At 48.7% G+C, this 14,898-nt stretch carries 14 protein-coding genes, 1 tRNA gene and 2 pseudogenes; 11 read left to right on the plus strand and 6 right to left on the minus strand.

What is annotated here, in order from left to right; genetic code table 11:
* Positions 1-6 precede the first annotated feature (6 nt).
* Positions 7-609 (minus strand): vWA domain-containing protein, encoded by a 603-nt coding sequence (locus IQ217_RS02865; RefSeq protein WP_190597699.1) that lies wholly within the window; start codon positions 607-609, stop codon positions 7-9.
* A gap of 281 nt (positions 610-890) precedes the next feature.
* Here IQ217_RS02865 and dcd point away from each other — a divergent pair, with 281 nt between their 5' ends.
* Positions 891-1,472 (plus strand): dCTP deaminase, encoded by a 582-nt coding sequence (dcd, locus tag IQ217_RS02870; RefSeq protein ID WP_190597698.1) that lies wholly within the window; start codon positions 891-893, stop codon positions 1,470-1,472.
* 19 nt (positions 1,473-1,491) lie between these two features.
* On the opposite strand, the gene cax is transcribed toward dcd, so the two are convergent.
* Positions 1,492-2,610 carry a calcium/proton exchanger gene (cax, locus tag IQ217_RS02875; RefSeq protein WP_194018851.1) on the minus strand — a complete coding sequence of 373 codons (1,119 nt, stop codon included), beginning with the start codon at positions 2,608-2,610 and terminating at the stop codon, positions 1,492-1,494.
* A gap of 185 nt (positions 2,611-2,795) precedes the next feature.
* On the opposite strand from cax, the gene IQ217_RS02880 reads away from it, so the two are divergent.
* The 8 genes from IQ217_RS02880 to IQ217_RS02915 all read left to right on the plus strand — a co-directional run bounded on the left by IQ217_RS02880 (position 2,796) and on the right by IQ217_RS02915 (position 8,741).
* A tRNA-Ile gene (locus IQ217_RS02880) sits at positions 2,796-2,868 on the plus strand.
* Positions 2,869-3,085: 217 nt separating this feature from the next.
* Entirely contained in the window at positions 3,086-3,895 is an 810-nt protein-coding gene (gene rpsB, locus IQ217_RS02885; RefSeq protein ID WP_190597695.1) for a 30S ribosomal protein S2, read from the plus strand.
* A gap of 153 nt (positions 3,896-4,048) precedes the next feature.
* The gene (tsf, locus tag IQ217_RS02890) at positions 4,049-4,705 is read left to right on the plus strand and encodes a translation elongation factor Ts (protein WP_194018852.1); all 657 of its coding nucleotides are present in this window, start codon (positions 4,049-4,051) and stop codon (positions 4,703-4,705) included.
* 225 nt (positions 4,706-4,930) lie between these two features.
* Positions 4,931-5,416 (plus strand): NAD(P)H-quinone oxidoreductase subunit N, encoded by a 486-nt coding sequence (gene ndhN, locus IQ217_RS02895; protein ID WP_190597693.1) that lies wholly within the window; start codon positions 4,931-4,933, stop codon positions 5,414-5,416.
* 200 nt (positions 5,417-5,616) lie between these two features.
* Positions 5,617-6,549 carry a cation diffusion facilitator family transporter gene (locus IQ217_RS02900; RefSeq protein WP_194018853.1) on the plus strand — a complete coding sequence of 311 codons (933 nt, stop codon included), beginning with the start codon at positions 5,617-5,619 and terminating at the stop codon, positions 6,547-6,549.
* A 101-nt stretch (positions 6,550-6,650) separates the two neighbouring features.
* Positions 6,651-6,833 (plus strand): photosystem II assembly protein Psb34, encoded by a 183-nt coding sequence (gene psb34 / locus IQ217_RS02905; RefSeq protein WP_190597691.1) that lies wholly within the window; start codon positions 6,651-6,653, stop codon positions 6,831-6,833.
* A 98-nt stretch (positions 6,834-6,931) separates the two neighbouring features.
* On the plus strand, positions 6,932-7,375 hold the full coding sequence (locus IQ217_RS02910; protein ID WP_190597690.1) for a DUF29 domain-containing protein: 444 nt from the start codon (positions 6,932-6,934) through the stop codon (positions 7,373-7,375).
* Positions 7,376-7,391: 16 nt separating this feature from the next.
* Positions 7,392-8,741 carry a GTP-binding protein gene (locus tag IQ217_RS02915; protein ID WP_194018854.1) on the plus strand — a complete coding sequence of 450 codons (1,350 nt, stop codon included), beginning with the start codon at positions 7,392-7,394 and terminating at the stop codon, positions 8,739-8,741.
* A 64-nt stretch (positions 8,742-8,805) separates the two neighbouring features.
* Here the strand turns inward: IQ217_RS02915 and IQ217_RS02920 are convergent, their stop codons facing one another.
* Together IQ217_RS02920 and IQ217_RS02925 are read right to left on the minus strand one after the other, a co-directional pair.
* Positions 8,806-9,327, minus strand: coding sequence for a photosystem I assembly protein Ycf3 (locus IQ217_RS02920; RefSeq protein ID WP_190597688.1), 522 nt, complete (start codon positions 9,325-9,327; stop codon positions 8,806-8,808).
* 107 nt (positions 9,328-9,434) lie between these two features.
* Positions 9,435-12,296: a cation-translocating P-type ATPase gene (locus tag IQ217_RS02925; RefSeq protein WP_194018855.1), complete on the minus strand. Its 2,862-nt coding sequence runs from the start codon at positions 12,294-12,296 to the stop codon at positions 9,435-9,437.
* Between the two features lie 152 nt (positions 12,297-12,448).
* Between IQ217_RS02925 and rpe the strand changes: the two genes are divergently transcribed.
* A complete protein-coding gene (gene rpe, locus IQ217_RS02930) occupies positions 12,449-13,141 on the plus strand; it encodes a ribulose-phosphate 3-epimerase (RefSeq protein WP_194018856.1) in 693 nt (230 codons plus the stop codon).
* Positions 13,142-13,286: 145 nt separating this feature from the next.
* On the opposite strand, the gene IQ217_RS02935 is transcribed toward rpe, so the two are convergent.
* Positions 13,287-13,616, minus strand: a complete 330-nt coding sequence (locus tag IQ217_RS02935) for a MoaD/ThiS family protein (protein ID WP_190597685.1) — start codon at positions 13,614-13,616, stop codon at positions 13,287-13,289.
* Between the two features lie 331 nt (positions 13,617-13,947).
* Between IQ217_RS02935 and IQ217_RS02940 the strand changes: the two are divergent.
* Positions 13,948-14,670: pseudogene (locus tag IQ217_RS02940) on the plus strand (DUF4007 family protein); the annotation flags it as partial.
* 39 nt (positions 14,671-14,709) lie between these two features.
* On the opposite strand, the pseudogene IQ217_RS18775 reads toward IQ217_RS02940, so the two are convergent.
* Positions 14,710-14,898 (minus strand): annotated as a pseudogene (locus IQ217_RS18775) (IS1 family transposase); the annotation flags it as partial.

Consider the following 14,898-nt stretch of genomic DNA (forward strand, 5'->3'; position numbering starts at 1 on the left):
CTAGTTTTAATCCTCAATAGCGTTTAATAAAACTTCAGTTAATGTTAAATCTTCCATTTCATCAAAAGTTACTGTATCGACGATATCAAACTTGGCTCCTACTTCCATTAATTGATCATCAAGGGCTTGAAGAAATTTGGTAGCACTGGGGTCATTACCGATTTGCATGAATGAAATGGCCAATTCTTCATCTGCATCTAGACATTTGCTGGCTTGGATAATGATTTCAAACACGGATCTACGATCATTCGGTTCTCCATCCGTAATCACTAAAATAGTTTCACCTATTTGGGCTTGATTAGATTTTTTTCGTTGTAAAAAATTATTGATCGCATCCTGTAGCACGGCGGTGAGATTAGTGCCCCCTACTGGCTCATTTTCTTGGAAAATTTGCTCTACTTTAGATGCGTTGACGTTATCGTAACGACGAAATTTACCGGAGAAGGTGTACACGGTGATCCCATCATCATCTAGCTGATCACACTTTCTGGCTAGGGCGAGGGTTGATTCTTGAACTAGCTCCCATCGGCTTTTTTGGAATTTTGGCTCGATGATAGACATGCTACCGCTTTTATCAATAATGAGTGTGTAATCCCGTTGGTTTGGCATCTTGAACCTGCTTGTGAAATGAACTTGTTGTCAATTATAGAAATTTTTCAGTCTGTCAGTAGCATAATTTTGATTTTTCTACGACTCTACCAATAAATTGGAGCATTCAAAATTATTTGATGAACTCAGAATTTACCAAGGATGATAAACATTTTTAGCCTTTTTGATGATTAATTATTCCGTTGACCACATCACGACAAAACTAGCTTTAATTATTCTCGTCGGCGATCGCCATTGATCCGGCTATAATGATTGCCGCTTTATTTCCTTGAACTTTGTCCATGATCAAAAATGACATTTGGATCCGCGCCCAGGCCGCCCAAGGCATGATTGAGCCTTTTGAACCCCAGCTAATGCGGCAAATAGAGGGGGAACCGGCTATTTCTTTTGGTCTAAGCAGTTTTGGTTATGATATTCGACTTTCGGCGGCGGATTTTCGCATTTTTCGTCATATTCCGGGCACTGTAGTTGACCCCAAAAACTTTAATCCCCACAATTTGGAAGCAACCCAACTCCACAAAGATAGCAGTGGCAGTTATTTCATTTTGCCGGCCCACTCCTATGGCCTAGGGGTGGCAGTGGAAAGATTAGCGATCCCCGCCAATGTCACTGTGCTTTGTATCGGTAAAAGTACTTACGCTCGGGCTGGCATTATCGCCAATTTAACTCCGGGGGAAGCGGGGTGGTGTGGTCACCTCACCCTGGAATTTTCTAATTCCTCCAGTGCCGATTGCCGTATTTACGCCAATGAAGGCATTGTGCAACTGCTCTTTTTTGAAGGGGAAAACTGCGACATTAGCTATGAAACCAGAAGGGGCAAATATCAAAATCAGCCCCAATCGGTCACATTACCCCGGGTTTAGGGTTGCCAAAAACTACGCACTAGATCAGGGTGGGATGGAAGTAAAAAGCTAGGGCCACAATGGCATAGGTGGCCAGCAATAGGACCCCCTCTAACCAATTGGAACTGCCGTCACCACTGATGGAGTTGACAATCAACACCGCCACCAATACCGCCACCAACTCGAAAGGATTGAAATTTAAGTCCATGGGTTGACCGATCGCCCAGCCGACGATGACCAGGACTGGTGCCACAAAAAAGGCAATTTGCAGGCTCGATCCCATCACCACAGACATGGAAAGATCCATTTTGTCCTTCATGGCCACAGTGACGGCGGTGGCATGCTCAGCGGCATTACCAATAATAGGTAGGAGAATTACCCCAGTAAACAGGGCAGTTAATCCCAGGGACTCTGTGGCCACTTCAAGGGAGCCCACCAGTAATTCCGACTCCACGGCTACCCCCAGGGTGACGGCCAGTAAAACCCCCGTCCAAAGCCAAAGATTTGGTTTTTCCTCTTCTGTGGGAGGGGACGGTTCCGCCATGGTTTCGCCGAGTTCCGGCATTTCCATATTTTCAGCCAAACCCACATCGTACAAATAGGCGTGGGTTCCCATGGAAAATACCAGAGAAAGCAAGTAAACCCCGATCAACACTACGGCTACGGCCACGGACAAATTTTGCAAAACCGTTTCCGTCACCCCTGTGGAGGTATATTGCAACGCTGTGGGCAAAAGAATGGCCACTACGCCCAAATTCATGGTGGAGGCATTTAAACGGGCGGCGATCGGTTGGAAATTCTGTTCCTTATAGCGCAATCCCCCCAGGAAGACGGCAAAACCCATTACCAGCAGTAAGTTGCCAATAATTGATCCCGTCAGGGTGGCCTTAACTACATCGATCAATCCCTCCTTGAGGGCAATGTAAGCCAAGATTAGCTCCGTGGCGTTGCCGAAGGTAGCATTGAGCAAGCCCCCCGCATTGGGACCGATGACCACAGCGATTTCCTCCGTGGCGGTGCCCATGAAGGCTGCTAGGGGCACAATGGCCAAACCCGCCAAAATGAACACCGTCGTTTCCCCCCACCCCAACCAGTGGGCGGCGAAGGAGAGGGGACAAAAAACTAACAGAACAAGAAAAATCTTACTTTTGGTGGACATAACCTGGCGATCGCCATTGCAATGGTTTTTTGGATAGCTCGATTCATTATGCCCCAGGAAATTTCAAAATCATCTTGATCTCAAAAGATTAAATAATCGATCCCGAGGGAAATTATTGATTGCTCTCCTGGGGGGTAGGCCGTGGTTTAGAATATATCCCTGGGTGTTTCCCCACAAACCGATTACCAGGGTTGGCCGAGCGGTTGAGGCAGCGAACTCATAATTCGCCCTAGACAGGTTCAACTCCTGTACCCTGGACTTAGATTTAATCCATTGGGTTTTTGGCAGTCACCCTAAGCATTGTCATCAACTCAAGTGAAAGGTCAGGGAGGCTATGTTCCAGTGGTAACCATGGCGATCGCCTGCTAGACTAGAAAGGTTGTCAAAAATTCGCACATCCAAGCTTTCGGGTGTTTCTGCAACAAGCTGAAATTCCCTTGGATGAAGGATAAACCCGAATAGGAGAAAATTTAACATGCCCGTAGTTTCTCTCGCAGATTTGCTAGAGTCTGGTGTTCACTTCGGCCACCAAACCCGCCGCTGGAACCCCCGCATGGATCAATATATCTACACCGCCCGCAATGGTGTACATATCATTGACCTAGTGCAAACCGCCCAACTGATGGAAGATGCCTATGAATATGTGCGTTCTTCCACCATCAGCGGCAAAAAGTTTTTGTTCGTCGGCACCAAGCGCCAAGCCGCTGGCATCATTTCCCAGGAAGCCCAACGCTGTGGAGCCCATTACGTTAATCAACGGTGGTTGGGGGGCATGCTCACCAACTGGGAAACCATCCGCAAACGGGTCGATCGCCTGAAGGAATTGGAAGCCCTAGAAAGCAGTGGTGCCATTGATCGTCGCCCCAAAAAGGAAGGTTCCATGCTCCGGCGGGAATTAGGCAAACTACAGAAGTACCTCGGCGGCATCAAAAATATGCGCAAGCTCCCTGACGTGGTGGTAATCGTCGACCAACGACGGGAACATAACGCCATCCACGAGTGCCAAAAACTAGGCATTCCCATCATCGCCATGTTGGATACCAACTGTGATCCCGATGTGGTAGATGTGCCCATCCCCGCCAACGATGACGCGATCCGTTCCATCAAACTGATTGTGGGCAAATTAGCCGATGCCATCTATGAAGGTCGCCATGGTCAGCCAGATGTCAGCGATGACTACGAGGAATTTGACGAAGGTTTAGATGGGGATAATCTGGAAGTAGAAGCCGCTGAAGAGGTGGAGGAAGTGGCCGAAGCAGAAGCTACGGCAACCCCAGAAGCTTAAATTTTGTCCCTTTTTCCCTTTGTCCTCCCGATGGACCGAGGGAAACCCCGTCCCGGTGCTAGGGGAACATCTAGCTGGTGTTGGCCATCACTTTTTTCCCTTAGCCCAATAATTACCGTGCAATCATAGAAAAACTGATTAGGAACGATAACCATGGCAGAAATTACCGCTCAACTCGTGAAGGAACTGCGCGATAAAATCGGCGCGGGCATGATGGATTGCAAAAAAGCCCTAAAGGAAAATGAGGGTAATTTAGAAAAGTCCATTGAATGGCTCCGGCAGAAGGGTATTGCCTCCGCTGATAAAAAATCTGGCCGCACCGCCGCCGAAGGTTTGGTCCACAGCTATATTCACTTTGGTGGCCGCATTGGCGTGTTGGTGGAAGTTAACTGTGAAACTGATTTCGTGGCCCGGGGCGATCGGTTTAAAGATTTGGTTAACGATGTGGCCATGCAGATTGCCGCCTGTCCCAACGTGGAATATGTCAGTGTGGCTGATATTCCCCAGGAAATGGTGGCTAAAGAGAAGGAAATTGAAATGGGGCGCGATGACCTGGGCAAAAAGCCTGCCAACATCAAAGAAAAGATTGTCCAAGGCCGCATCGACAAACGCCTGAAGGAGTTATCTTTGCTGGACCAGCCCTACATCAAAGACCAAAACCTCACCATCGAAGAATTGGTCAAACAGGCGATCGCCGAATTGGGGGAAAACATCCAAGTTCGTCGCTTTATTCGCTTTAACCTTGGCGAAGGCATCGAAAAGGCAGAAACTAACTTTGCTGAAGAAGTGGCCGCCGCTGCTAAGGGCTAATAACTCAGATCTGATCACCAAGCTAGTTATTAGCTAAATTTGAGAACCCGTTACACCCAGATTTCCACCGCCACAGGCCAGGGGAGATTTGGGTTTTTACTTTCGATATCAACTCCAGAAAATCTTGGCCGCCTATCTTTGCTTTGCCCGGAGAGTGTGTCAAAATCGTGGATAACTTAGTCTGTCCTAGGCTTCCATAACCTTATAACTATCGCCATCATTGCTATGTTGCCATTGCCATTAATTGCTAACGGAAAAGGATTTATCCGCGCTTTAGAAAACGACGGGGCTTTGGCAGTATATGCCCCCCTAGAAGGTGGCTATGAAGGTCGTTATCAAAGACGTCTGCGGGCTAACGGCTACACCAGTGTGTCCCTTTCCGCTAGGGGTCTGGGGGATGTGGAAGCTTATTTGATGCAGGTCCATGGGGTACGCCCAGCCCATTTAGGTAAGAAAAACATTGCCCAGGAAGGGGCAGTGGGGCCCGTTTATTTTGCCCAGCCGATCGCCGGTTACCAATTAGAAAATTTACCGGCCCAAAGTAAAGGTTTGGTGTTGTGGATTTTGGAAGGTTATATTCTCTCCCAAACCGAAATTCAAGATTTAATTAGCCTCACCAAACGGGAACCCAAACTGAAAGTGGTACTGGAAATGGGTGGCGATCGAGTTTTCCGCTGGCAACCGTTACTAGATTGCCTCCAGGCGGCGTAGGTGGTAACTTTCCGGCTGCCGGACAATTACTAATACATCAATGTGGATAAAGTCCCCTGACCGGCTGGGTTATGGGGATTTAATTATTTGCTATGCTGCAGGTTGCTCCAAGTTGGGGGATCTGCGAAAGTTTTCTTCAAAAGTCGAAAGCTCATTGCCTGCCCTATTGTGAACTCTGATTTTTACCTTATTAAACCCTGATGACTGCCCGTATTGCCCGTCCCTACACGGTTTTGTCCATTGGGGCGGCCCTGGCCACCATGGGTCTCAAGCTGGCAGCCTATGCCATTACCGATTCTGTGGGGCTGTTGTCTGATGCCCTGGAATCTACGGTTAACTTGGCTTCGGCGATCGTTGCTTTTTGGGCTCTCTCCCTAGCAGCTACCCCGGCGGATTCAGAACATCCCTTTGGCCACAATAAAGCAGAATATTTTTCCAGTGGGCTAGAAGGGGCTTTTATTCTCATTGCGGCCCTGGGTATCGGTTACAGCGCAGTGGAACGTTTATTTCACCCCGAACCCTTGGAACAAAGTAGCCTGGGCATTGGTTTGGCGATCGCCGCGGCACTGCTAAATGGAGCGGTGGCTTGGATCCTTTGGCGGGCAGGAAAAAGATTAAATTCCATCACCTTGCGGGCCGATGCCCAACACCTGCTAACCGATGTTTGGACTTCGGTGGGGGTAGTGGTGGCAGTGGTGCTAATTTTCTTCACTGGTTGGGAATGGTTAGACCCCCTCATTGCCCTGGGGGTAGGACTGAATGTGCTTTGGACTGGCATACGTTTACTGCGAGAAACCTTTTCGAGTTTGATGGATAAATCCTTGGACTCTGGGCAATTGCAAAAAATCACCCACTGCTTTGCCACCTACGAGGACCAGGGAGTGCGCTTTCATTTATTGCAAACTAGGGAAGCCGGGTCTCAGTCCTTTATCTCTTTCCATGTTCTGGTACCGGGGCATTGGACTGTGCAACGGGGTCATGACCTCTGTGAATCGGTGGAAACGGCGATCGCTCAACGCATTGCTGGCTCCCGGGTAACTACCCATTTAGAACCCCTAGAAGATCCCAAATCTTGGCAGCATGGCGATGATTTTCCCCCATCTCCCCCTTTAGGTGAGGGCAAGCCCGATTAGATTTTGGGGTATTATGCAAAAACTTGGGCTCGGCCTCCGCCGGTTCAAGCTTCCATAAAAAACTTTTTGTCATTTGTCAAGACAGGAGAACTCTTAAAAATATGAACTATACCAAAGACGACGATGGACGGCTGAATAATTTTGCCGTTGAACCTCGGGTCTATACAGCAGATGCCCCAAGCAAAGCCGATAGAAGGAATTATTTGATCATGGCCGCCATTGCCGTTGTCCTTGTGGCCGGGTTAATTGCTGTGGCGGTGGCAGCTTCCGGGGCCAGCACTTAGTTTTCTCCTTAAATTAAAAAGGGATGGCCATTGTTGCTCTCTGGTGACGATGGCCAGTTGGCTTTTACAATTAAGTTGAGGTGAAGGGGAAAAATAGCATGGAACAACAAACCACCACTCTCTACGACACCGATTTTAATCTTTGGATTGAGCAAACTGTGCATCAGCTTAAACAGGGCGATTTACAATCCTTAGATTTAGAGAATTTAATTGAAGAAATAGAATCCATGGGCCGCAGTGATAAACGGGAAGTCTATAGTCGCCTGAAAGTTCTTTTCCTACACCTGCTCAAATGGAAATATCAAACCCAGAAGCGCACTGGTAGCTGGAAAAATACCATTGATGAGCAACGGGATCAGCTTAATTTAATTCTGGCCGATAGCCCCAGCCTAAATCCCTATTTGCAAGCTATATTTGCCGATTGTTATCTTAAAGGGAGGAAGGGCGCAGTCAACGAAACTAATTTACCCCTCTCAAACTTTCCAGTGGATTGTCCCTTTTCCTTGGCGGAAATTCTTGATGCTGAGTTTTTCCCCGATTAATCTGTTTCCAAGCTGAATGACTTCCCCTGCCCCTGATCCGGCCCTCTCCACGGCGATCGCCAGCATCCAACAATCGTTAAATTGGTATGCTAGCCAGCGCCGCCATTGGAACTATCCCCCTAATCTGGAATTGCAGGGAGCAGTACGCCAAGATATTCAAGCTATGCACCAAGCCCTGGCCAAACTGGAGCAACGGGTATTTAAAATTGCGGCCTTTGGCTTGGTCAGTCGGGGCAAATCCACCGTGATTAATGCGCTGTTGGGGGAAAAACGCCTGGAAACGGGGCCACTCCACGGGGTAACCCAATGGCCCCAATCGGTGCGGTGGTGCAATAATGACAAAATTCAAATTGATCTGATTGATACGCCGGGGCTAGATGAAGTTGCCGGGGGGGCGCGAGCTGCCATGGCCCAAACCGTTGCTCACCAAGCAGATCTGATTTTATTCGTCATTGCTGGGGATATTACCCAAACCGAATTTGCTGCCCTCCAAACATTGCGCCAAGCCCAAAAACCCCTACTGTTAGTATTCAATAAGATTGATCTATATCCAGAACAGGATCAACAACAAATTTTTGCCCAGCTACAGTCCCTCACTCCTGACGGGGAAGATAGTCCCATTTTTTCCGCCGAGGACATTGTACTAGTGGCCGCTGAGCCTCCCCCCATAATGGTGCGGGTGGAATATAGCCCTTCCCCCACAGGTTCCCGACCAAGCCCCCCTCCAGAGGAACGGTGGGAAAAACCGGCCCCCCAACTGGATCAACTGCGCCAAAAAATTTTTACCATTCTGAACCGGGATGGCAGTCAACTGTTGGCCCTCAATGCCCTGCGTCAGGTGGAAGAAGCCGAAAAGAATATTGCCACCAAAACTATCGAAATTCGCACTGCCGAAGCGGATCAGCTCGTTGGTAAATATATGCGCTACAAGGCCCTGGCGATCGCCGTTAATCCCATCGGTCTCTTGGATTTGGGAGCTAGTTTGATCACCGATCTGTTGTTGATTCGGGGTCTAGCACGGCTCTATGGTTTGCCTATCACCAGCTACGAAGCGGGCCGCATCTGGAAAAAAGTGGTAATTGGTGCCGGTGGTATTTTACTGAGTCAATGGGTGTCAGCTTTATTTTTAGGCTGGCAAAAAACCGCTGGTATTTTTGACAATCCTGGCAATCTAGGGGCCTACGCTGGGGGCGCTGCGCTGCAGGGGGGAGTGGCTGCCTACAGCACCTATATTGTGGGGGAAGGCGCAAAAATTTACCTAGCTCAGGGGGCCAGTTGGGGCCATACCGGTACCAGCACGGCGATCGCCAAAATTAAAAATAGTGCCCCCCCAGAAAGCCTGATCCAGCGCTTGGATAACCCTTAAGAACCTTTTGGTCTGCTCCTGCATTTGGGGGGAGATTTGAAAACAAATTCCTAGGGGATAGGGGCTAGAAAAACACATCCATTTCTGATCGCCCGGTAATTTTAAGCCAGTTTTGGGCCTCAATGTAATTGTTGGGGGCCAGACGTATGGCCTGTTTCCAATATTCCGCTGCTTTATCAAATAGATTCTCGGCGTCGTCTTCCTGTCCCGCCTCCTTCGCCTTTTCCCCTTGGAAATGGTAAATCACCGCAACATTATTCAACGCTGAAGGCATTTTGGGGTTGAGTTCAATGGCTTCTTGGTAAAGCCCCAGGGCCTTTTCATGGTCGCCGTTGCTGGCGTGGATTAGGGCCATGTTATAGAGAATGTAACTGCGGTCATTGGGATTTTCCTCCAACCGTAACGCTTCCTCGTAGTTATCCAAAGCCTCAGCATATTCCCCGTCCGCCTGGGCCGACATACCGTCGCGATAATAAACAAAGGCTTCCTTCGCTTTTTGGTTAGTGGGCAGAATTTTCAGGATAATGTCCGCCATAACGGTAAAGGACTTATCAATGAAATTATCGTTACGTTGGGTGCGGGGCATAGTAATTAAATAATCTTATTTGGTCAACCATTCTAACTTTTCTCGTAGCGTCGGCAAAACTCTCCTTTTCCCCATTGCTTATTTGGGGAATTTGATGATGGCCAAAATTATCTCGTCAACCGGGCAAATAATTTTTCCAACTCCACCCAGACGAACATTAAACTGCTAAAACCAAAACAAATCAGTAGTTGCTGGGGGCTGAGCCAATCAGTACCAAAGAAATTTCTCAGAGGTTCAACGTACACTAAGCCCAATTGCAGCATGGTGGTGACAATTACGGCTCCCCAGAGGTAGGGATTGGTTAAAGGGTTCATTTCTATGGTTAAACGGTGGCTGGAACGCACCGCAATGGCATGGCCCATCTGGGCAATACAAAGGGTAGTGAAGACCATGGTTTTCCAACTGCCAGGCACACCGGCTAGCTCAGTGGTGTGATAGGCCAAGAGCATGAGGGTGATGGTAACCACGGCAAAAACCAGACCGATGCGGATAATATAGGCCCCCAATCCCCGCGAAAAAATACTTTCCTGGGGACTAAAGGGGCGACGCTGCATAATGTTTGGTTCCCCCGGTTCCATGGCCAAAGCTAGGGCCGGTAAGCCATCGGTGACCAAATTCATCCAAAGGATTTGTAGGGGGGTGAGGGGCACCCCAGACAACCCCAGCAGGGGAGCGGAAGCAATGGTGATCACTTCCCCCACATTGCTGCCCAGAATGTATTTGATGAAGCTACGGATGTTGTTATACACCACCCGCCCTTCCTCGGCGGCGGCCACAATGGTGGCAAAGTTGTCGTCCAACAAAACCATGTCGCTGGCTTCTTTACTGACATCGGTGCCAGTGATGCCCATGGCAATGCCAATGTCGGCTTGTTTGAGGGCCGGGGCATCGTTGACCCCATCGCCGGTCATGGCCACAAAACGATTCCTGGCTTGGAACGCTTTGACAATGCGTAGTTTATGTTCGGGGGAAACCCTGGCAAAGACACTCACCTCTTCCACCTGGGCTTCTAGGTCGCTTTGTTGTAGCTGTTCTAATGTTTGCCCTGTCAAAAAACGATCGCCGGCTTGGTTAATGCCCAGATCCTTGGCGATCGCCAGGGCGGTGAGGGGATGATCGCCGGTAATCATCACAGTGCGAATGCCAGCGGCGAGGGATTTTGCCACTGCTAGCCGCACCTCTGGCCGGGGCGCATCCAACATGCCCACCATGCCCAACCAAACCAAATTTTCTTCGGCGGCAATAAGATCTGGGGTGCTGGGAATCTGGGCCAGGGATTTACAGGCAAAACCCAATACCCGTAACCCCCGACTGGCCATGAAATTGTTATCACTCAAAATTTGTTCTTGATGTTGGGGGCTAAGGGGCACCCCATGGCCAGCGATGTGAATCTGGTTGCACTGGGACAGTAGCAACTCCGGCGATCCTTTGGAAAAAATTAAGTAGGGTGCCGACGGTGAAGCCAAGGTCTGCAAAATCCTCGATAAATCCGGTAAATGGAGATCCTCTTCGCTGGGGACTTCCACCACCACTCCCATGCGTTTACGTTCCGAAGAAAAAGGAAATTCTCCCCGGCGGATAAAACTAGGCCGCAGTTGTGCCTGGTCAAAGCCAAATTTCCTAGCCAGAGCCAGTAATGCGCCTTCGGTGGGGTCGCCAATAACTTGCCACTGCACTTCCCCAGGATTGCAGCTCAGGTCAGAATCGTTGCAGAGGATGGCGTTGAGACACAGGAGTTGCAGCGCTGGGGGCCATGGCCCGGAGGTAGTCCTCTGTTCCCCGTCCGATAGGTTGATAATGTTGCCCTGGGGTTGGTAGCCTTCTCCGCCAATACTGAGGCGATCGCCATGGGTCAGCACCTCCCGTACCACCATTTTATTTTGGGTGAGAGTGCCAGTTTTATCGGAACAAATCACATTGACGGATCCGAGGGTTTCCACTGCCGGTAACTTGCGGATCAGGGCGTGACGTTTAATCATTCTCTGGGTACCCAGGGCCAGGGTAACCGTAATCACCGCCGGTAAACCTTCTGGCACCACCGCCACCGCCATGCTCAGGGACGTTTCCACCAACTGTCGCAGTTGTCCCCAGCCACTCTGCCAAACCCCCAGAATAATTACCACCGCCACCAACATGAGGGAACCAGACACCAGGATGCCGGCCAAATTTTCCATTCGTTTTTGGAGGGGGGTGGGTTCCGGGGCCACGGTCTGTAACATCTGGGCGATTTTGCCCAATTCGGTGGCCATGCCAGTGTTGGTAATCACCGCTCTGCCCCGGCCTTGAATAACTTCGGTGCCGGAAAAGACCATATTTTGGCGATCGCCAAGGGGGGTATCTAGGGGTAAGCCGCTCTTACTGACAATTTTTTCCACCGGCTGGGCTTCCCCGGTCAGGGCCGATTCCCGCACCAATAAATTAGCTACTTCAATCAGTTGCCCATCGGCACAGAGTTGACTGCCCGCCTCCAGTAAAATAATGTCCCCCGGCACCAAGCTGGCCGCTTTAACTTCCTGGCGATCGCCGTCCCGTACCACCTGTACCTTGGGAGAAGCCATTTTTTTCAGGGCTGCTAAGGCCTTTTCTGCCCGACTTTCTTGGAAATAACCCAACAAACCATTAAGAATGACAATGGCAAAAATAGCGATGGTATCCTTGAAGGGCAAACCCTCCGTCTGGGATTGTTCTAGCCGTAAACTGAGCAGGTCTAAAACCCCGGAAATAATTGCCACCCCGATCAGCATCAACAACATCACATTGGTGAACTGGTCAAGCAAAATTTGCCAATTATTACGACCGGCGATCGTGGCAATTTCATTCAGCCCATGGGTACGTCTTCGTTCCACCACAGTCTTTTCTGCCAACCCCCGATGGGGGACAGTGGTCAACCGGCGTAGGGTTTTTTCGATGCCATAGCTATACCAAGCCTCGGCCTTGACTGGGGAGACGGACACATCAGGGTCAGACATTAAAAAGTCAGCTTAAATTTGGCTTCTAATTTGTTCTAACGGACTATTTTCTATTTTAAAGGCCGGCTTTGGGGGCCTACTACAATTGACCGTAATTGTTTACACTGAATTTCAAGCTTGTTTATGAGTTGAAATACTTAGAGACCCTTCCCATGCCCAAAAATATCGTCGTTGCTCCCTCAATTTTGTCAGCGGACTTCAGCCGCTTAGGTGAAGAAATTAAAGCCGTGGACGAAGCTGGGGCTGATTGGATCCACGTTGATGTGATGGACGGCCGCTTTGTGCCCAATATCACCATTGGCCCGCTGATTGTGGACGCTATTCGTCCCTTGACCAAAAAACCCTTGGACGTTCATTTAATGATCGTTGAACCGGAAAAGTACGTCGAAGATTTTGCCAAGGCCGGTGCTGACATTATTTCTGTCCATGTGGAGCACAACGCTTCTCCCCATTTGCATCGTACCCTTTGTCAAATTCGGGAATTGGGTAAAAAAGCCGGGGCGGTGCTCAATCCCTCCACTCCCCTGGATTTTCTTGAGTATGTATTACCCGTCTGTGATCTAATCTTGATCATGAGCGTCAACCCCGGCTTTGGTGGTCAAAGCTTCATTCCCGAAGTGTTACCCAAAATCCGTGCCCTACGGCAAATGTGTGATGAACGGGGTCTGGATCCCTGGATCGAAGTAGATGGTGGGCTTAAACCCAATAACACTTGGCAAGTGCTAGAGGCCGGAGCCAACGCCATTGTGGCCGGTTCCGCTGTGTTCAATGCCCCCGATTACGCCGAGGCGATCGCCGGAGTGCGAAACAGCAAACGTCCAGAACCCCAACTGGCGACGGTGTAAGTCTGCACCCATGGACAAAATAGGGAAGCTAGGGGGGCAATATCAAACCCCCTTTTCCTGCCATAACAAAAACCCAGGAAGGAGTCCCCGGGCCAGTTTTGAGGTGGATTACACTTTTCACCTCCATTTGATCTTTAGGCGATCGTTAACCCCCAGCTACGGCGGGCACAATACTTACTTCATCCCCTGCACTCAGGGTTGTGTCTGTACCTTCTAAAAAGCGGATGTCTTCTTCGTTGACGTAAAAATTGAGAAAGCGGCGGGGTTTGCCTTCTTCGTCGCACAGCCGGGCCTTAATACCGGGACAACTAGCTTCTAGAGCTTCAATCAACTGCCCTACGTCAGCGGCCTCACAATCAATGGTGGCTTGACCACTGGTGAACTTTTGTAGCGGAGTCGGAATAAGAACTTTAACCGTCATGATATTTGCAAAAAAAAGAGGATTGCTCAACCGGGGCAAAGCCGGTGAAACCACTAGATCGATTAGACCGCTAAAGTCCCTTCAACGTCAAGTTAGTCACTGTGAACCAATTCCATCCTAGGATACTAGATTTGGAATTGAAAGCAGACTTAAAGTGGTTCATTATAGCTAATGTGGCTTGCCGCAAAAAATGTTAAGGTTAATCACTTGATCGACAAGTTAAAGAATTGTTGCAAGTCTTATTTTCTTAAAGTTATTTTGTGAGTGGGGAATCAATAAATTTATGTTATCTCCAGGTTTTAATTTCAAACCCGTAAGTGATTTTTTATTTACTTTAACAAGATTAACAATATCAATAATAGAATTTTAAGTTAGTTGTATGACTATGAGAGTTCAGCTTGGTCTTGATATTCCAAAACATCAAAATCAATTAAAGCCTATCTTTGCAAGACATGAGACATTCCATCCCCGTTTTGGTTGGCTAAAAAAAGGATTTGATCGTGCAAAGGCTAATTCGCGTATTTTCTTGGCAGAAGATGCAGCAATGTTGCTCGGAGTCGGGAAGAATATGGTGCGGTCAATTCGCTACTGGTGCGAAGCCTTTAAGTTGTTGGAAGATGATCAACCAACGATTTTTGGAGAGGCATTACTGGGAGATCAGGGATGGGATTCTTATTTGGAAGATCCCGCATCGCTATGGTTATTACACTGGAAGTTACTGGAAACGCCATGTTTAGCCTCGGCTTGGTGGTTCACATTTAATCAATTTAATCGTTTGGAATTTACCGACCGTGACTTCTTGGATGCGTTATTAGATTACAGCGATCGCCTATCGGGCAATATTGCTGAATCTTCTCTAAAAAAAGATGCCAGTTGTTTACTTAGGATGTATGCCAAGCAACCTAATGTTAAAAAATTTATTGCTAGTGAAGAGTCGTTAGATTGTCCTTTTGTGGATTTAGGATTGATTAGTCCAGCCGGTGGCAGTCATTATTTATTTCGTTTAGGATATAAACCCACCCTAGTCCCTGAAGTAATTTTGTATGCAGTCTTGAACTACTCTCAGCGAGTTAATGAAACGGCGCGGACAATTCCTTTAGCCAAGCTTCTTTATGATGAAGGGAGTCCGGGAATGGGCACTGTCCTTTTAAGGAGTGAAGTGGCAAAAGCCTCTACAGGTAAGTATTTCTGCAATTTCGACAGGGCGGTCAATGAAGCCCATGGCCATAGCCGGAGTGGTATTTTTTCCCAGACTTCCATGAGGACGGAACCAGTTGTGTAGTAACCTCTGCACGTTAAGGGCTCTCTGCAATCCCTCTAGTTCCTTGGCATAGTG

The sequence above is a fragment of the Synechocystis salina LEGE 00031 genome (assembly GCF_015207985.1).
GTDB lineage: Bacteria > Cyanobacteriota > Cyanobacteriia > Cyanobacteriales > Microcystaceae > Synechocystis > Synechocystis salina.